Below are 18,341 nucleotides of genomic sequence, written 5' to 3'. Positions count from 1 at the left end.
GAAGGTCAGGCCCGGGTGAGCCAGCGGTCCCGCTCGACATCGGTGACATGCCGGCGGTGGTGTTCGATCTCCAGCAGGGCCAGCTGGGCGTAGTGGTCCACGACGGGCCCCTCGAATGCCCTCTGGGCGATCGCGCTGTTCTGGAAGGCCGAGCGGGCCTCCTCCAGCGTGGTGGGGATCAGGGGCGCGTCCGCCTCGTACGCGCTGCCCGTGCAGGCCGGCGGGGGAGGTGTCTTGTGCTCCAGCCCTTGCACGATCCCCGCAACGGTCGCGGCGACCGCGAGGTGCGGGTTAGCGTCCGCGCCCGGTGTTCGTACCTCCAGGTGCAGGCCATCGCCGTGGCCGACCACCCGCACCGCACAGGTCCGGTTGTCGAAGCCCCACGTCATGCGGGTGGGAGCGAACGAGCCAGGCACGTACCGCTTGTAGGAGTTGATGTTCGGCGCGTACAGCGGTGCCAGGCCCGGCAACGCGGACAGCAGCCCCGCGACCGCCCGCTCCCCGATCAACGACAGCTCCCCGTCCGGCGTGGGGAGCATGGCGTTGCCGCTGCGGGTCAGGGAGATGTGTACGTGCAGGCCGCTGGCGACACCGGTTGCCGGGGACGCCATGAACGTCGCGGTCATTCCCGCCCGGCTGGCCAGGGTGCGCACCGCGTGCTTGAACACGAGATGCTTGTCGCACGCGGCCAGGGCTCCGCCGTGGGGGAAGGTGATCTCCACCTGGCCCGGGGCGCCTTCCGTCTTGATCGCTTCCACCGGCATCCCCGCCCTCGCCAGGGAGCCCTGCAGGCGGCGGAAGTACCGGTCCATCGCCGGGGGGTGATCGAGGGCGTAGTCCAGGTTGTCCTCGGCCACTGGCACCAGCCCGCCGGACCCTATGCGGATGGCTTTCGTGTTGGTGCCGCGGTAGAGGACGAACTCGGTCTCCAGACCCACCTGTGCGTGAAGGCCGTGCGCGGCGAGCTGGGTGAGCTGGTCGCGCAGCATCTGCCGCGGCGCTACGTCCAGAGGATGCTCGTCCGGTCCGATCGCATCCCCGAGGACCAGTGCGGTACGCGGTAGCCACGGCAGCATGCGCAGCGTTGAGAGGTCCGGTACGACGGCGACGTCCTCGTAGCCGGTCTCCCAGGAGGTGAGGTCGAAGCCGTCGACGGGGGTCATGTCGATGTCGGTGGCGAGGATGTACTTGCACATCTCCGCGCTGCCGTCGGCGACCCGGTCGATGAAGTGCCGGGCTCCGTAGCGTTTGCCGCGCAACTGGCCTTGAAGGTTCGGCAGCGCGAGGACCACTGTGTCGATCAGCCCAGCCTTGACGGTGCTTCGCAGTTCGTCGACATCAAGCCTTCCCACCGGGAGCTTCCGGGCTGCTGACGGGTTCTGGACCGACTCGGCGGACGGTGTGCTCAGTCGGGGGAGCTTCTTGAAGGAGGGGGGTGTGGTGGTCATCAGACGACCCCGTCCTGGATCTTGGCCATCTCGGTATCGGCGGCCACGGCTGGTATCTCGTAGTCGCGTCCGGCGATCCGCCACCACACGGTGGCCAGTGCCAGCACGGCCACGAGGGCGACGGGGGCGTAGTTGAAGGTGTCCACGGAGACCCATGCGCCGGTCTCGGGCCGGGTCTGGGGCAGGCAGAACAGGACGGTTACGAACGCCACCCAGGCCACCGCGACCACGCCGACGGGCATGCTCCACCGCCCCAGGTTCCACTGGCCCTGCGTGAACCGGTCCCGGTGGCGCAGGCGCAGATAGATAGGAATGGCATACGCCGGAGTGATGCCGATGACGTTGATCGCGACGACCGCGTTGTAGGCGGTCGGACTGTAGAGCGAGGGCAGCGCCAGGGCGGCTGCCACGCCGACCGACAGCCACACGGCCGCCCGCGGCGTGCCCGTCCGCCCGTCGACGCGCCGCCACAGGTGAGAGCCGGGCAGCGCCCCGTCCCGGGAGAATGCGAACACCATCCGCGAGCAGGCGGCTACCTCGGCGTTGCCGCAGAACAACTGCGCGATGATCACCACGAGGAGCAGCGCCTTGGCACCGCCGGTTCCGAGGGCGTCCAGGAAGATCTGGGCGGGCGGCAGCCCGGTCTCGCTGCCCTGCACCGCCGCGTAGTTCTGGATGGAGAACGTGAGACCGAACAGGAGCACGAAGCCGGCCACCCAGGACCAGGTGATGGCGCGCATGATGCCGCGCGGCGCGGACACTGCGGCGTTGGTGGTCTCCTCCGACAGGTGCGCGGAGGCGTCGTAGCCGGAGAATGTGTACTGGGCCAGCAGCAGCCCGATGAGCACCACGTAGGTGCTGTTCGACCAGCCCGTCGTGTTCACGAACTCGGAGAACACGAACCGCGGAGAGCGGTGGTGCACCGGCGCGAACGTGAGGGCGCCGACGATGACCACCACTCCCACCACGTGCCACCAGACACTGATCCGGTTCAGCAGGGACACCAGGCTCACACCGAACAGGTTCAGGCCGGCGTGCAGCGCCAGGATCACCAGATAGATCACAAGGATCTTCTGCGGGGTGGGCTCGAAGCCTGTCTGAAGATTCAACAGGGCGCCGATCGACACGGCCGCGCCGTAGTCGATACCGGCTATCGCCCCCAGCAGACCCAGGAGATTGAGCCAGCCGGTGTACCAGCCCCAGCGGCGGCCGCCGAGCCGGTCGGCCATGAAGTAGAGCGCGCCCGAGGTCGGATAGGCGGAGGTGACCTCGGCCAGCCCGGCGCCGACGAACAACACCATGAACCCGACGATCACCCAGCCCCACAGCATCACCGAAGGGCCGCCGGTGGCCAGGCCGAACCCGTACATCGTTATGCAGCCGGACAACACGGAGATGACAGAGAAGGAGATGGCGGCGTTCCCGAAGCCGTTCATCCGACGGGTCAGGACAGGCTCGTAGCCGAGCCCGCGCAGCAGGTCGCCGTCCGGCCGCGGCGGGGAAGCGGATACGGATGGGCGGGGGTGGGACATGAGACTGCCTCCAGTCCGAAGAAGAAAGAGGGGGGTCAGGCGAAGCGGGGACGGTGCGCTGATCCGCGGGCGGACCGTTTACGGGCCGGGCTCAGGCATTCCGCGCGGGCCCGCACGAACAGGGCCCGCGCCAGGTCCGGACGGCCCGGCTCGTCGGTGAGATGAATCCACGGGGCCTGGGTCGCGAGATCGCCGAGACACTGGAAGACCTCGCCGGCCTCCACGTACTGGCAGGCCGCCCACAGAGCGTGAGCCAGGTAGTTGCAGTCACCGACCGAGCGTGCGCTGGCGGGCTTGGCGACCCAGCCCTCGTGGGCGCGCTGGACATCCCAGATGACGGGCTCGTTCGCCCACTGGCGGTCCGTCAGAACATCGGTGCTGCCGCTCTCACGGCGCTGGCGGTAGTTCTCGACCCACGCGTACAGCGGCAGGATGCGCAGCGGCGAGCCCGGATCTGCGGTGCTCGCCGCCCACTGGGCGAACGACAGGGCGTCCGCGTTCGAAGTCCACCGGCACGAGTACAGAAACTGCAACATCCGGTGGTAGGCCTCACGGTTGACCGGGTGGCGCTGATGCACGTAATACAGCAGCCCCCACGGGCCGCCGGGCAGCATCTGCTCCCACGGCCCGCGCCAGTGCTCGGTGAAACGGGTCTCCCGGTCGACCTGGGCGAGCGCCATCAGGCCGACCCACGGAACAGGGTCGGCGGGCGCCGCCTCGCCGGCGCCCCGGCATGCCTCCCGGGCAAGCGACGCCAGTTGATACCGCTCGTCGTGCCCGGAGCGGTGCGCCTGCAGTGCACGCTCCACCAACACCCGCGCATGCAGCAGGAGTGCCTCGGGGCTGCGGCGGTCCTCCGACAACCACGCCTCCGCCACGTCCGAGCGCGCGGCCGCGGCGGCCAGCACCTGGGTCCGGCTGGTCCGCAGCGGCCAGTCGGTGCCCGTGCGCAGCAGCAGATCCCGGGTGGCCCACCAGTGGCCCGCCTGCAGATCCTCCAGCGCGCGGCGCAACGCACCGTCGAAGCCCGCCGGATGGTAAATAGGCTCGAAGTCGCGGAGCCGCTGCGCATCGCGCATCAGGCACTCCCCTCACACGAAGGGACGGCCGAAAGGGAGCCGGCCGCGACGTGATGGCGCACTGCCGGACGACGTGCTCGCGAACAATAGGCGGGGCGCAAAGTGGCCTCCGGGGACGGGGATTGCGAGGTCGGACGCACTGAACCGGGCTGGAAGGAGCCCCGCGAGCGGGCCGGGGTCGGCGAGCGCGGCGCTGCGGTTCCCGACCAGGGACGGCTGCGGCACTACTGTGATCGCCGCACACCGCCTTGCCCATTCCAAGTGCAATATCACAGTTGTCATAGAGGCACTGATGGCGGGAATTAGCGTGTCTCCAATGCTGCGAAACGACACCTATCGGATGCACCGCCGAGGCCAACTCCAGCTGGGTGCAGGCGATTTGCGGAATGCGGCCTACTCTTGTCATTGCGCGAATGCTGGCCAGAATGAACCTGGAGTGGTGATGGCGGACCGCTTACGGACGTGTGCGAGCTGCGGCTGCCGACTCAGCCAGTACAACGCCAGCGAAAGGTGTGCGGCCTGCGCCAAGAGGACGGCTCTCCCCGCCGATCCACTGGTTCCGCCGGGCATCTGGCAGGACCCGGACGTACAAGGCGCGCTGGCTTCGGCTGATTTCGGCGCGCTCAGCAGACTGATCCGCACCCTGGGCGGGGTGAGCCAAGTGCAATTGGCGGCCGCGACCGGCCTGAGTCAGAGCTACCTCTCCCTCCTCGAATCCGGGAGAAGACACCTCACCAACATCAACAAGATCAACCGGTTCCTCGACGCCGTCGGGGCGCCCAAGGGCACCAGGGACCTCCGCCCGGCGGCCGCCCGCCGGACAGCCAGGGTCCAGGCCGCCACACCGCCAATCGCCGAAGCCGACGCCGGACTGGCCAGCCGGGCAGCCCAACTCTCTGCCCGGTTCGCGGCCCGTCACATCGGCACCAACGTCTGTGACGACGACCTGGAAGACCTGAGCGTCGCCCTCGCCAGGATTGCCCGCGACTACGTCCACACTCCGCTGCAACCGCTGCTCGCGGCGCTCCTGGACACCACCGGCCGCGCCTTCACTCTCCTGGAGGGGCGCCAAGCCCCCGCCCACAGCAGGGAGTTGTTCCGTCTCGCCGGCACCGGCTGCCTGCTGCTCGCGCATGCCTCACAGAACCTCGGCGACGAGAAAGCCGCCATGACGCAGGTCCGCACCGCCTGGATGTGCGCCGAACGAGCCGACCACCACGGACTGCGCGCCTGGACCAACGGCACCGCCGCCCTCATCTGCGAATGGTCCCCGCTGCGGACCTCGATCGACCGCTACACCCAGCGCGCCGCCGCCTACGCACCACCCGGCGAATCCCGGATCCGGATCGCAGCCGTCGAAGCCCGTGCCGCGGCCCGCCGAGGAGACCGGGACCGCGCCGAGGCCGCCCTCGCCGTCATGCGCCACGCCCGCGACGAGCACGCGCAACCCGGCGGGCTCGGAGAGTTCGGCGGCATCCTCACCTTCCCCGAGGCCAAGCAGGAGTACTACCTGGGCGGAACGTACGCTCTGCTCGGTGACCACCGACGGGCCGAACAGCACGCCGCCGCCGCGATCGCCCTGTACGAACGGGGCGCCCAGGAGGACCGCTCCTACGGCGACGAGGCACTCGCCCGACTCGACATCGCGACGGCCCGGGTTGCCACCGGCGAAGTGGAAGGCGCCCGAGCACAGCTCCAGAAGATCCTCGACCTGCCCGCCAACCTGCGGATCCGCCAGCTCGGCAGTGCCGTTCACCGCATCGGATCCCGCCTTGAACATCCCCGGTACACCGGCAGCACACTCGCCCGGGAGCTCGCCGACGCCGCGCGCAGCTACCAAGCGATAGACACAACAGCGAAGGTGCCCCTCCCATGACGAAGGCCCCCGCGGAAACAGCCGCCCGCCACGCCTGCCGCAACGCGGGCCTCTCAGACCGCTCCCTCATCCCCCTCGGCAACCACGCCACCGCTGTCTATCTGCTCCGCGAACACCAGGTCGTCGTCCGCGTGAGCCGGGCCGAGCACCACGAACGCCTGGCAACGTCCATCGCGGTGACACGCTGGCTGGTCGACCAGGGGTACCCCGTAACGGAGCCGGCCGACCTGCCCCAGCCCGTCCACCAGGACGGATTCGCGGTGACGTTCTGGACGCACTACCCGCAACCGCGCACCGACCGGCCGGCAGCACGCCATCTCGGCGAACTCCTGCGCGCCCTGCACGACTTGCCGGCCCCGCCCGTCGAGCTTCCGCCCTTCCAGCCTCTGGCCTCCCTGTTCGCGACCCTCACCGACAGTACGAGTCTGCGGCCAGACCAGCGCGCCTGGCTGCTCCAGCGCCGACAACAGCTCCTGGAGGCTTACCGGGGCCTGGACTTCGCCCTGGGAGATGGTCTGCTCCACGGTGATGCCTACCCCGGCAATACGCTCTGGGACGACCAGAGGGTCCTCCTGGGAGACTGGGACGAGGTGGCGATCGGCCCTCGCGAGCTCGACCTGGCGAATACTTACCAAGGCATCAGGTTCGGACGTACCCAGCGAGAACTGGATGAGTTCGGCACGGCCTACGGTTACGACCTCAGGGCTTGGCACGGTCTCCCCGTCTTGCGCCGCATGCGGGACCTGCACACCCTGGGGTCCTACGTCAGACGTGCGGACCGCGGCGACGAAGCGGCCGCCCGCCAACTCGCCCACCGGGTCGAGACCCTCCGTGCCGGGCGGGACGAAGCCTGCTGGTCGGCGGCCTCGTGAGCAGCGCTCCCGGTGCGGGGCGCGGGCGTCGGCGACGGAGGCTCAGTGAACACGCACAACCGCAACGTCGATCTCCGCCGCGGATCGGTCGACGAGATGCTGAACCAAGTCGCCCTCTCACGTGCGACCCGGGGAGTAGGCCTGACTGATCCGCAAGCGTCGTACGGCCGGCTCCCGCACCAGCAGCGGCACGTGGGTGCGCATCGAGCGGCGCACCGTGGAGCGGGCCGCGGCCCAGGGCTGGCATGGCACGGACACGGCGGCCGGTGGCAGCGGACCTCGGGCCACGAGACGGGCCCAACTAGCGGGCCTTCTTCTTGTCGAACAGGATGGTGGCCGCTATGGGCACGATCCCTGCCCAGAACAGGAGGCGCGGCACGGGCAGGTCTGTCCAGGGGGGCCCGGCAATCAGCACGGCGCACAGCATGGCCCAGCCCGATTGGGCCAGGACAACGCGGGCCCAGCGGCCGCGGCGGATCAGGGAGCGGACGTTGAGCTGTACGCCGGCGCGGAGCTTGCGGTAGCGGCGCCAGGCACCGAAGCCCCAGATCACTGCCATGATCACCATGGACCAGAGGCGCTGGCCGATGGGCAGGGGCAGTTCGGGGGCGGGTTGGTCGTCCGAGGGGAAGAGGTTGATCATGCCGCCTGCCAGGACCAGGCAGAGCAGAGCGAGCCATCGGGTGCCGCGTAGAAGGCGGTAGGTGGCGCGGTCGAGTTGCTGCTGCATGAATGGGTGGTCAGGCTGACCGGCGAGTGCGTCCGCGTACAGTTCGGCGGCCCGGCCCGCGCCTACGCCCGGCGCCTGTGCGGCCTTCTCCGTCTGCCGGGCGAGGGCCGCCGAGTGCGTGGGGTCGATGCGGAGGATGGCCTCGTCGAGTTGATCGGAGACGGTGCTGTTACCGGAGGTGCTGGCGATACGTTGGGCGATTTCGTGGGCGTAGATGTCCTCGGGGCCCAGGCGCAGTGCCTCCATGGCCAGGTCGGCCGCCTCGCGGGTGACGCGCTCGGTGTCGCTGAAGCTGATTTTGCCGCCGCCGCCGGTTTCCCGGGCGTATCGGACCAGGGAGACACGCCATACGGCATCCGCGAGCATGGCACGAGCGTAGGACTCCTCCGGAGCCACCCGGACCGCCTCACGCAGTACGGGTTCGACGTCGAGCCAGCCCCCGTTGCGCACCATCGCCTGGGCACGCAGCAACAGTGCACCGTAGTCCTCGGGAGCCAGTCTGAGAGCCTCATCGGCCGCTTCCATCGCCTTCTCGGGCTCGTCCGCGTGCAAGTGGCAGTAGCTGAGCTTGACCCAGGCGCGTATGTCGCCGGGATCCTCCGCGAGATGGCGGCCCAGCAGGGCCAGGGCCTGGTCATGGCGTCCGAACTCGATCAGAGCGTGGGCCCGTTCGAGGGTCGGGTGCAGCGCGGTCACAGCTTCCGCCTCTTCTTGAGGTAGGCGACCAGGTCGTCGTACACGCCGTCGTTCGCGTACATCGCGACGTTGCGTGCCGAGGCGAACCACGGTTCGGTCGAGGGCACCGTCTGCTTCGCGGCATCCAGCAGGTCCTTCATGCCGATCATGCGGACGACCCCGGTGCGTGCCGAGTCGAGGAGGGCCGTCTCGGCTGCGGACTCGCACAGGTGGGCGAGGTCGGCGCCGGACAGGCCGTCGGTCAGCTTGACGAGCTTGCCCAAGTCGACCTTCTCGATGGGGCGTTCGCGCAGGTGGTAGCGGAGAATCGTTTCGCGTGCCGGGGCGTCGGGCGGCAGTACGAGGAGGGTGCGGTCGAAGCGGCCGGGGCGGCGCAGGGCGATGTCGACGTCCCAGGGGACATTCGTCGCGGCGAGCACGAAGACGCCCTCGTTGGCGGCGGCGTTGATGCCGTCGAGCTCGGTCAGGAGCTGGTTGACCGTGTTGCGCATGCCCGCGCTCTGCGTGCGGCTGCGCTTGCCGCCGAGAGCGTCCAGTTCGTCGAGGAACACGACGCAGGGTGCCTGGCGGCGGGCGGTCTGGAAGAGTTCGTGCATGTTGCGCTCGGAGTTGCCGATCCACATGTCGAGTACGTCGTTGACCGACACGGACAGGAAGCTCGCGCCGAGCTCGCCCGCGACGGCGCGCGCCACGAAGGTTTTGCCGCAGCCGGGAGGTCCGTACAGGAGGAGGCCGCCGCGCAGGCTCTTGCCGTACAGCTTGCGCAACTCGGGGTTGCGCAGCGGGGCGAGGAATGCGGCTTCCAGGCGGTCCTTGACCTCCTGCATGCCGCCGACGTCGGCGAGGCGCACGGTGCCCGGAGTATCGACGTCCCAGGCGGGGGAGTCGTCGGGGTTGCCGCTGCCGTCGGTGGTGAGGGGTGCTTCGACGAAGCGGGGCGGAATCACATCTTTGAACTGGTCAGCGGCTGCGCCCCAGTTGAATTCGTTGTCGAGTCCGGGCTCCGTGGGCGGGGTTGCCGGGGCAGGCGGAAGGGCGGGAGCCGGTGTTTCCGCGGGGGTGTGCACACCCATGGCGCGCGCCATCAACGCTTTGGCCTGGCTGTCACCCGGTGCGTGCTGCAGCGCGATGGCCACCTCGGTGACCGCGTCGTTCTGCTGCCCGGCGTCCAGCAACAGGCCGGCCAGGTGCAGCCGCAGCGGTACGTCACCGGGTGCCGCCTCGACGGCCGAGCGCAAGCTACGTATCAGGGGAGAGGCCTCAGGCATGCGGCCACTTTACGGACACGACGACACCATCCCATTCGCGGGCCCTGCCGAATGCTGACGAAGGTGTTGGGCGTAGCGAGCCACACCCAACGCAAGTGTCCAACTACTGGCCCAAACGGGCCGCACATCACACCTGGCCTCAACCCACCCTCTCCGGCATTCGAGCGTCCTCATTCCGCAAGCCCGTAGAACAACAGGGCACGGGCGGCGCCTCTCGTCGTCAGCGGGAGGATGACGAGCACGCTAGTCAGCAGTCCGGACAGTGAGCCGGAATCAGGACGAGGAGATTCGGAACGCCGGAGAGGCTGGCAGAGTGCGTCGTCTTCGGACGCTGTCGGCTGGCTGTCGCTGATCGCAAACCTGATCGACCAAAGCCGACTTGTCGGGAAGGATCCCGTCTGGATTGGCCCATGATGTTGAGGAGACCCCTGTGATCACGCAAGGAGTGCACGTCATAGGCCGGTGCGATGCCTGCGGAGGCACCACCATCTGCGATGTCGGTCAGTTCTTCGAGCGCGGCATGCTCAGCTGGGGCACCGAAGGACGATGCACGAGCTGCCAGAGTGGGTGGTGCGAGGAAGACAGCGGCCCCGTCACGCCTGAGAACATTCGACAAGCTCTGCTGCAAGAACACGGGCCCGCACGGCTTCGTCTGTCTGCAGACCCGCCGAAAAACCTGGTTCCCGTCCTGCAGGCCCTCCGTGGTGCACGGGAACTGTCCCTGGGCGAGGCACGAGAGCAGGCCACGCAACTCGTCGAGACCGGTCTCACCGGCACGCTCGTCGAAATGGAGGTCCTGGCGGTTCACCTCCGCGGCCGCGCCGTCGCGGTGACCGTTGAATCAGCTGAGTAAACCCCGCCAGACAGCATCTGGCGCGGCTTGACGCCAGCATTGACAAGGGTGCTTGAGCGGTTCCGCAGGGATGGCCCCCCTTCCTTTCGCTTCTCGGGCGGTGCCGTCACGCTGTGGTAGCAGCCGTGTGGGCCGCCCACGTTGCCCGGGCGAAGGTGATCATGGGTTCCCATGGGCCTCCGGCCTGGGGCCATCGGCCCGTGGGGTTGCTCTGAAGACGTACCACACCGCCTTGATGGGTTGTGGTGTATGCGATGGCCGCGATGGTGCGCAGATCCATCCATGCGGCTGTGCAGCCGCTCTGTGCAAGGAGTCGGCGGAATCCGTCTGCTTTGCTTGCCAGCAGCTGTTCCAACGTGACCTTCATAGAGTCGGGCCGCGCTTCAGCAAGGACCTCCGCAACGGTGGCCGAACCGGCCTGGTGTCCCTTTCCGTGCCTGCTGCCCACGGCGTGTGCAGCCAGGACCACGGCGAGGGCATTGTCGTGAATGATCTGCTGCTCACCTTCATGGTCGTCAGGCAGCGGCAGCTCGGCATCACGCGCTGCCGCGTAGAGGACGATCGGGTTCACGTTGAGGAAGTGTCCAGATCCGGGAGTGCCTTTCGGCTTTCCCCATTGGCTGGCGTGGTTCGTCCAGCGGCCCCCTGCCGGTACATTCTGCGCCAAGTGCGCGCAGAGGATCTGCAGGTACGTCTCGTCGATCACTGATCGTCTCCGCCCGTGGTGTGGGACATCGGCGTGAAGGCTGTGAGGGCTTGGCCAAGCAGGCTTGTCCGTCCTTGGTTGAGTCCGCTGCGCAAGTGCTCCTCGAAGACCATCTGACAGAGTTTCCGCAGGTGCGGCTGGTACACGCTGGAGTTGCAGGCCGCGGTCCGGCCCAGCCAGTCCAGTCCACGATGCACGTCGCGCGAGTACTGCAGCAGGTTGACGTGCCGTATCAGGCCGAGCCCAGCAGCAGCGTCACGCCGAGGGTGGGGGTGGATCCACCCCTCCTTCGTGTCCGTCCACAGGCTCTCTACCGCGTTGTCGAGAAGTCGGTTGAGCTCGCCGTCGAGACGCGCTTCCGGATGCCTCTGGACCGCAGCGCGGATGGTCTCGGCCGCAACGCGCCCGGCGAACAGCGGTGTTCCGATGTAGGCCCGCAGCGTCTTCGAGCCATTGCCACGCAGTGCTTGGCTTCCGCAGGACAGCACGTGCCGAGCGACGGCATTCTCCAGGTCAGCCGAGACTGCTAACGGCCCTTGAGCCTCATGGATGGCGGCCAGGAGGAGCAGTTGGGCTGCGCTGTATCCGTCCAGCCGGTTATGACGGGGCGGTCCCGGGTTCACCCAGCCTTCTACGTGCGCCAGATCACCTGCGGGCAGAGAGATGTCGAGGAGGTAGGAGAGCCTCTCGGTGCCGGTCATCATTCTCCTTGGCCGCTGCTGGCGAGGAAGTCTGCGGCGCCCTGTTCGCCGAGGACGGTGATGAGGGCCAGGCGGACTTCCTGGTCCTGCGCCGCGGTCGGCCGCAGGGTCGAGGGGTCGGCTTCCTCGGAGATCTGATCGAGTGCTGTGTCGGTAAGTTCGGCAATCTCCCGCTCCAGCTCCTTCTTGCGCTGGGCCAGGGTGATGACCCGGCCTGCTGCCCGGTCGGCTTCGCGACTGCCGTGAACGGATCGGCCTTCCCGCAGCGCCGTAAAGTACCGGACCCCGCCCATCAGTTCGCCGACGTCCCTGTCCTGGTTCTCCTTTGCTCGCTGCTGAGCTTCAGCAACGAGCTCGGGTGCAAGATCCTCGAATGCCGCGTCTCCGCGCAGGCGCAGTTGGGTGAGCTGCCCCGCCACCATCTCCAGGCAGTGGACAGTAACGTGGTTCGGCGCATGGGAGACGCGCAGCGGGCCGTCGTAAGTGTCGACCGTGCCGCGGCGCATGTCCTCCGCTTCCCAGTGGAGTCGCGCGGCCAAGGCTTGCAGGCCAACGTCGTCACCCGGACAGTCCCGCAGGCGTGCCGCGAGACCCTGCAACACCATCTGCTCCAGGCGGAGTTCCTCTGCCCTGTCCCCTTTGCACCGGCGCGCTTCCGCTCCGGACCGGCTGGCCAGCACGTCCAGGACGTCGGCATAGCCGAGGATGTCGGGGAAGTGGCCTTCGGTTACGGCCGGTACCCCCACACCCGCCGCCTCGATGCGTTCGATGGTGGAGCGCGCCAGCCGCGTCGCCCGGTGGACCTTCGTCACCCCACCGTGCGCTGGAAACACCCGGAGGGCGCCGCGGACCAGCGCATCTCTGCGCCGGTCACTGTCGATTCGATCGAGCCACCAGTCCAGGAGCGCGTCGTACGCGGCCTCGTGATCGTCGAAGTAGACGGCCGGATCGAGGGGCAGTGTTCCGCTATCGGGGAGAACCTTGTCCATGCACCGCAGACTACCCACCAATTGCATCGCGCGATGCAGTTTTAATGAATCGCACGATGCAATCTTCGTCGGTGGAGCGGTAGCCGGTCGCCCGATAGTTGGCCAGCGCCCGGGTTGATCACCGTCAGAACAACGCCGCCTCAACCCGCCGGCCGCGGTGTACCGCTGCCGGACGCATCGTTGCTGAGCGCGTCGCCTTCCTCGTCGCCCGCTCCGTACGGGCCATGCGGTCCGATCGTCCGATCTTGCGTGCGCGGTGGAGCCGAGCTGCACGGTGCACGGCCGCATGTTCTGGAGGGCAGTGCGGGCGGCCGCGGCGAGCTGGTCGAGCTGGACGGGGGTGACGCTGTTGTAGTGGCGTGTAGCCACCGCTCGGAGACGACCCAGAGGTGGGGGCCGTGGGTGCGGACGTAAGCCTGGTTAGGCGGGGTGTCGGTCGAGCAGGGGCGGCGTCGGCGTCCAGGGGTGGGGGCGCACGGTTGTCACCGTGGGCCTGCGAGGGAGAGGCGGGCGGTGTTGAGGGTGATCGATGCGGCGCAGTGGTCACTGAAGCCGCGGGTGACGGGCTGGTCGTGGACCTGGTAGTCGACGGCGGCCTCGGCCAGTGCGGGGCTGAGCAGGAACAGGTCCTGGCGCCGGGGCACGTCGCTGGGCCCGAAGCCACCGGTGGGCCGCTGATCGCCGAACCGGTCCGCAACGTCGACGAAGCCGGCGTCCTGCAGGAGCCGTATCGCCCTCCGGTCGGCGCAGGCCGCCGCCTCGGTATGCGGGGCGAGCTGGGCGGCGCGGAGGTGGGCGGGCAGCGGAGTCCAGTCCGGTTCAGGGTGGTTGATCCCGAGCGTGTTCGCGTCGCCGATGAGCGCGGCGAGGCGGCCGGGCGCGGCCAGCGTCTGAAGCGGTGCGACCTCGTTGTGCCGGTTGGCGGGCGAGAACGGATCGAGGTGGAGGTTGCGGATGTCCCAGGTGGTCGCGGTGTCGTCGAGCTGGACGGTAGCCCAGCCCAGGACGTGGTGGTAGCGGGCGCGGTCGCTGTCCTCTGCCACGATGTTCCACCTCCGCCCAAAGAGCATCGCGGTGTGAAAGGCGTGCCCGGTGGTCGTCTTGTTCGCCTTGGCTAGGAAGGCGCTCGCCATGTCCAGCGCGGCGCGGGCCTGGTGGAGGCGGCGTTTGCCCAAGTGGTCCCAGTAGTTGGCCTCTTGGAGGAGGTAGGCGTCGCCGTCGAGGGAGCGGAGGAAGGGAAACACCTTGCGCAGCCGGCTGTCGCTGCCCAGGCCGTTGTCGTCGCAGCCGCCGAACTGGAGGTTGTAGGTGACGATGCGGAGCAGGGGGTTCATAGGTTCCTCGAGACGGTGGAGGACAGGGAGTGGTCGGTTACCGGGCGCTGGAGCCGGTGAGTTCGGTGACGGGCTGGCGGGCGGCCCGGGGGAGACCGAGCTGGCGGCGGGCTTGATGGACCGCGGCGAGTTGCTCTGCGGTCGCCGGTCCCCAGTCGAAGAGTTCCGCGGCCTGTTCGGGAGCTGCCAGGATGCGGGTGTAGGTGTGACCGGTGGCTGGGTCCGGCTGGGCGGGACCGACGTCCGCGAGTGCCGCGGCGTAGCGCAGGTATCCGCGCCGCGCGGCGGGATCGGTGACATGTCCCAGGAGCAGCGGGCTCCCGATCCGGGTGGCTGCTTCTTCTTGGGCTTCGCGGCGCAGGGTGGCTACGAAGTCGCCCTGGTCCTGCTTCTCGGGTGTGCCGCCGGGCAGGATGGCGAGTCCGGTGTGGGGTTCGAGGAGGACGAGGACGCGCCCGTCCGGCGCGAACAGCCATGCCCATACCTGGGTGACGGTCAGGTTGTGCGGGGCCGGTCCAGGATGCCAGGGGTAGCGGTAGGTCGGGCGAGCGGTCCGCAGAACGCCCAGACGGTCCAGGGCAGTGGGAGTGATCGGGAGGCCGTTTTCCAGAAGTACGGTGCCTCCGGCGTTGATCCGGGCACGCAGCGCGGACAGGGCGCGGCGGGCGTCGAGTGGGGAGAGCAGGTCGGGCAGTTGTGCGGGCTCGACGAATTCGATCGCGGTGACCTCGCTCGGGGGCAGACGGATCTCGCCGATCCGTGCGTCGTCCCAGGTGCCGCCGTCGAAAACGTGCAGGATTTCGCCGGGAAACCGCATGGCGGCAGGCGCGCTGACGCTGTCGGGGGAGACCCAGTCAACGGCCAGGCACCGATCGACGCGGGCGGCGACCCCGAGTTCCTCCATGAGCTCGCGGGCGGCCGTGTGAGCGGGGGACTCGCCCTCGTCGACGGCACCGCCCGGCAGGAGGCATGTGTCGCGATAGTCGACGTGTTGGACCAGGACCTGCCCGAGCGGGTCGGTGATCAGCACGGACGTTCCGGCCCACAACGCGGCCGAGGCTCGCAGAGCACCGTATGCCTCGTCGCTCATTCGGGGGCCAGGCATCTCGCCGGGAACGGATGTGGTCGTCATGGCTCTCCGATCGAGAACGGGCAGGTCGGGTCCGGGAAAGGAGGGAGGTGGTGGGCCGCCGTCAGGCTGTGAGCAGGTGGGGGTCATCCGGGACGGGCCCGGTCGCGAGCCGAGTGAAGTACTCGGTCGCGATGATGTTGCGCCGGGTCTCCTCAGACAGGCGGGCGAGGATGCCGGGCAGTGGCCGTTCGCGGGCGACTTCGCCTCGGTGAGCGAGGATGGCGGCCCATTTCTGCTCCAGCCACAGGGTGACGTCGACGGTTGTGGTGGCGTACGCGTCCGGGACCGCGAGCACAGCTTTGCCGACGGCCTCCAGGAGAGGTCCGAGCTCGCCGACACCGGACTCGGGGTGCGTGGCGCAGTACACGGCGCGCGGTTGCCAGGGCTGCCCCGCTTCGGGGTGAAGGTGCGCGAGTCCCGCGTCCTGAACGGCGAGGAGAGCGGCCTGGTGGGTGCGGCGGTGGTCGGGATGACCGGTCAGCTGGCCCAGGGCGTCGTGCGTCACCACGATGTCGGGGCGGAACGAGCGGATCTGGCGGACCAGGGCGGCGATCACGTCGTCGAGCGGTGCGTCGACGAGCCGGGGACGGCCGGGGGCCGCCTGTGGGTTGCGGGCATCGCCGTATCCCAGCATGCGAGGTGCGCCCGCACCGAGTGCCCGCAAGGCGTCGGCGAGTTCGGCGGCTCGCGGGCTGTCGGGCGCCCACGTCATGGTGACGACAGCGGTGCGTGCGTGCGCGGCGGCGTGCTGGGCGAGTACACCGCCAGCGAGGAGGCTTTCGTCGTCGGGGTGCGCGAACACGCCGAGCAGGGACGGCAAGGCGGAAGCCGCCCCCTTCGCGGGGGTCAGCTCGTCGGAGTCAGGCACGCTGGCCACCCGGGGCCGAGAGGCTCTGTGTGCCGGCGGGGGTTCGACCCGGCCACTGAAAGACAAGCCGTGCGCTGGGCTTGTCGAGCACATCACCGGGCGGCAGCTGGTTGTCGGGCGTTGTGGCCGGGTGGACGGTCATCGCCGGATAGCCGCTCTCGCGCACCTCGCGGTCCCAGACCCGGACGCACTCGGCGAAGTCCTCCGCCGCCGCCTCGGCAGCTGGGCCGTAGGCGTGGATGAAGAACTCCGTGATGCGATCGGCCGACTCCGGGGCATCTTTGACCTGCCGGTAGGTCAGGTAAGCGAGCGAGCCGTTCGCCAGGATCGCGGCTGCGTCCTGCTGCGCCACGAGCGTGGACCCCTTCGGCGCGGTCAGGCGGCAGAACCCCGGCAGCGTGGTCGCGGCATAGACCTGCAAGGTCTCGAAGTTGAACATTCCCCGGACGACGAGGCCGGTGGAGCGCTCGTGCCGGGGCCCGCGCAGAGCCTCGTCGAGGCCAGCGGTGTCGCCGGGCGCCCCGTCGTCCCACCGCACCGTGATTTCGCCGTCGTCCAGCCGCACGGCCGGGGCGGTACGGGCTGCGGCACCGCGATCCCGTACGAAACCGCAGTACGTCCAGTGCTCGCAGTGCAGCACGTCGCCGTGCCGGACCAGGGTGAGGGAACGGGTGTAGCCGCCCATCTCCAGCGGCACGACCAGCCGGGCCCCCTCGGCGAGCTGCTCCCGCCAGGCCGGCGCGATGTCGGACACATTGTGCGTGATCATCATCCCGTCGAACCCGGTAGCCGGGACATGGCCTGGCGCGCCGAGTCCGCCGTCGCCGAGGACGGCGGTGACCCGGCCGCTGCCGGCCTCCGCGCACAGCCTGCGGGTGCGGTGCACCACGTACGGGTCGACGTCCACGGTCACCACCCGTCCGCGCTCACCGACAAGGTGCGCGAGCAGCTCCGCGTTGTACCCGCCCGACCCGACTTCCACCACCGTCATCCCTGGCTCCAGCCGAAGTTGCTCGGCCATGTCGGCCTGCAACCAGGCAGCCGAGACGGAGCTGAGCGCGGTCTGGGGGGACTGCCGGACCGTCACCACGGCGAGGTCGTCGTGATAGGCCTCCGTCAGCGAGGCCTCGGGGATGAAGCGGTGGCGCGGGACCTCAAGTAGCGCGGCCTGGACTCGCGGGGAGGGAGCCCAGCCTTTGACGATCACGGATTGCGTCATCCGTTCGCGCAGCCGCGCGGCCTCCGCCGGCTCACCGGGCACCGGCGGCACAGCGGTGTCGCACGTATAGGAGTGGACCGACGGCAGCCCGGGCAGCACCCCGGGCCACACCGCGGCCAGGGCCTGAGCGCTGGGCGCGAAGATCCGCCCGAGACTGGCCAGGGTGTGCAGGTCGTGCCACTCCCAGCGCAGGAAGCGGTGCGGCTCCGGCAGACCCAGTTCACCGTCCCAGCGGGTCACGCGGACCACCGCAGTGACACGACGCACGTCCAGCCGATCGTCGTGGAGCACGGTGATGACATGAGCGTCCGCCTCCTCCGTCAGCAGTCCGCTCTCCTCCTCCAGCTCCCGCACGGCGGCGGCCGGGGCGGCTTCACCTGTCTCGATCCGGCCCCCGGGCAGCTCCCACATGTCCCGGGTCGAGCGGCCCAACAGGACCCGCCCGGATGCGTCGGTCACCACCACCGCGGCGCCGAAGACCGCCTGCGGGTCGGGCCGCAGCTTCTCCTCCGCGCTGAACGACCCGCCCGGTCCGCGGAAGACCAGCACCACCAGGCCCTCCGTGTCGAACCGCTCGACGCCATCGAACCCATCGGCGAGCGCCGTCAGTTCGTCCGCGCCCAGCGTGATGTGGCGCCGCTCCTCGGCGGTGTGCTCCGCGACCGGCGTGAGGACGACGAGCACCCCGCCTGGGCGCAGCCGCGCGGTCAGACAGCGAAGCACCCGGCCGCGATCATGGATACCTGCGACGAAGTGCCGCAGGGTGATCAGGTGGTAGTCGTCGGCGAGGTCTGCCAGGTCGTCGTGCTCGATGTCCAGGCACAGCCAGCGCACCCCCTCCACTCCGGGATGCTCCTGGCGGGCTCGTTCCAGGACATCCTCGGCGAAGTCGGCGGCGTCGACGGTGTATCCGAGGGAGGCCAGGTAGGCGGCCATCTCACCGGTGTCGGGTAGGACCACCGCATTGCTGCGGCGGTCCCCCCTCAGAACCGTGCGTGCCACTCGTCGCGGCACACGGCTCAAGCAAGTCCTAAAGGC

The 18,341-nt window shown here is 69.2% G+C and carries 15 protein-coding genes; 3 read left to right on the top strand and 12 right to left on the bottom strand.

The features are described from left to right. Positions 1–5: 5 nt before the first annotated feature. Genes ACIBK6_RS30890 through ACIBK6_RS30880 form a run of 3 tightly spaced genes read right to left on the bottom strand, consistent with a single transcriptional unit; the run spans position 6 to position 4,059 of the window. The gene (locus ACIBK6_RS30890; RefSeq protein WP_399054735.1) at positions 6–1,448 is read right to left on the bottom strand and encodes a glutamine synthetase family protein; all 1,443 of its coding nucleotides are present in this window, start codon (positions 1,446–1,448) and stop codon (positions 6–8) included. After that, entirely contained in the window at positions 1,448–2,980 is a 1,533-nt protein-coding gene (locus ACIBK6_RS30885; RefSeq protein WP_399054734.1) for an amino acid permease, read from the bottom strand. Before ACIBK6_RS30885 ends, ACIBK6_RS30890 begins: the two co-directional genes overlap by 1 nt. Before the next feature lie 35 nt (positions 2,981–3,015). After that, entirely contained in the window at positions 3,016–4,059 is a 1,044-nt protein-coding gene (locus ACIBK6_RS30880; protein ID WP_399054733.1) for a hypothetical protein, read from the bottom strand. A 442-nt stretch (positions 4,060–4,501) separates the two neighbouring features. Between ACIBK6_RS30880 and ACIBK6_RS30875 the strand changes: the two genes are divergently transcribed. Then, on the top strand, positions 4,502–5,935 hold the full coding sequence (locus ACIBK6_RS30875) for a helix-turn-helix domain-containing protein (RefSeq protein ID WP_399054732.1): 1,434 nt from the start codon (positions 4,502–4,504) through the stop codon (positions 5,933–5,935). Continuing rightward, the gene (locus ACIBK6_RS30870) at positions 5,932–6,807 is read left to right on the top strand and encodes a phosphotransferase enzyme family protein (protein ID WP_399054731.1); all 876 of its coding nucleotides are present in this window, start codon (positions 5,932–5,934) and stop codon (positions 6,805–6,807) included. The genes ACIBK6_RS30875 and ACIBK6_RS30870 overlap by 4 nt, the downstream gene beginning before the upstream one ends. Before the next feature lie 301 nt (positions 6,808–7,108). Here ACIBK6_RS30870 and ACIBK6_RS30865 read toward each other — a convergent pair whose 3' ends face one another. Together ACIBK6_RS30865 and ACIBK6_RS30860 are read right to left on the bottom strand one after the other, a co-directional pair. Then, positions 7,109–8,233, bottom strand: a complete 1,125-nt coding sequence (locus ACIBK6_RS30865) for a tetratricopeptide repeat protein (protein WP_399054730.1) — start codon at positions 8,231–8,233, stop codon at positions 7,109–7,111. After that, entirely contained in the window at positions 8,230–9,501 is a 1,272-nt protein-coding gene (locus ACIBK6_RS30860; RefSeq protein ID WP_399054729.1) for an ATP-binding protein, read from the bottom strand. Before ACIBK6_RS30860 ends, ACIBK6_RS30865 begins: the two co-directional genes overlap by 4 nt. 430 nt (positions 9,502–9,931) lie before the next feature. Between ACIBK6_RS30860 and ACIBK6_RS30855 the strand changes: the two genes are divergently transcribed. Further along, complete coding sequence (locus ACIBK6_RS30855) at positions 9,932–10,354, top strand: hypothetical protein (RefSeq protein ID WP_399054728.1); 423 nt, start codon at positions 9,932–9,934, stop codon at positions 10,352–10,354. 106 nt (positions 10,355–10,460) lie between these two features. Here the strand turns inward: ACIBK6_RS30855 and ACIBK6_RS30850 are convergent, their stop codons facing one another. From ACIBK6_RS30850 to fxlM, 7 genes are all read right to left on the bottom strand, one after another. Next, positions 10,461–11,060: a hypothetical protein gene (locus ACIBK6_RS30850; protein ID WP_399054727.1), complete on the bottom strand. Its 600-nt coding sequence runs from the start codon at positions 11,058–11,060 to the stop codon at positions 10,461–10,463. Continuing rightward, positions 11,057–11,761 carry a hypothetical protein gene (locus tag ACIBK6_RS30845; protein ID WP_399054726.1) on the bottom strand — a complete coding sequence of 235 codons (705 nt, stop codon included), beginning with the start codon at positions 11,759–11,761 and terminating at the stop codon, positions 11,057–11,059. The genes ACIBK6_RS30850 and ACIBK6_RS30845 overlap by 4 nt, the downstream gene beginning before the upstream one ends. After that, positions 11,761–12,750, bottom strand: a complete 990-nt coding sequence (locus tag ACIBK6_RS30840) for a hypothetical protein (RefSeq protein WP_399054725.1) — start codon at positions 12,748–12,750, stop codon at positions 11,761–11,763. The genes ACIBK6_RS30845 and ACIBK6_RS30840 overlap by 1 nt, the downstream gene beginning before the upstream one ends. 482 nt (positions 12,751–13,232) lie before the next feature. Next, complete coding sequence (locus ACIBK6_RS30835) at positions 13,233–14,084, bottom strand: hypothetical protein (protein ID WP_399054724.1); 852 nt, start codon at positions 14,082–14,084, stop codon at positions 13,233–13,235. 37 nt (positions 14,085–14,121) lie between these two features. Continuing rightward, the gene (locus ACIBK6_RS30830) at positions 14,122–15,174 is read right to left on the bottom strand and encodes an NUDIX hydrolase (protein ID WP_399054723.1); all 1,053 of its coding nucleotides are present in this window, start codon (positions 15,172–15,174) and stop codon (positions 14,122–14,124) included. Between the two features lie 103 nt (positions 15,175–15,277). Further along, positions 15,278–16,084: a PIG-L deacetylase family protein gene (locus ACIBK6_RS30825; protein WP_399054722.1), complete on the bottom strand. Its 807-nt coding sequence runs from the start codon at positions 16,082–16,084 to the stop codon at positions 15,278–15,280. Then, positions 16,077–18,239, bottom strand: coding sequence for a methyltransferase, FxLD system (gene fxlM, locus ACIBK6_RS30820; protein ID WP_399054721.1), 2,163 nt, complete (start codon positions 18,237–18,239; stop codon positions 16,077–16,079). The genes ACIBK6_RS30825 and fxlM overlap by 8 nt, the downstream gene beginning before the upstream one ends. Between the last annotated feature and the right edge of the window lie 102 nt (positions 18,240–18,341).

Source organism: Streptomyces sp. NPDC050485 (genome assembly GCF_044458185.1).
Classification (GTDB): Bacteria; Actinomycetota; Actinomycetes; order Streptomycetales; family Streptomycetaceae; genus Streptomyces.
Note: the sequence above shows the minus strand (reverse complement) of the source record. Positions and strands in the feature narration are given on the sequence as shown.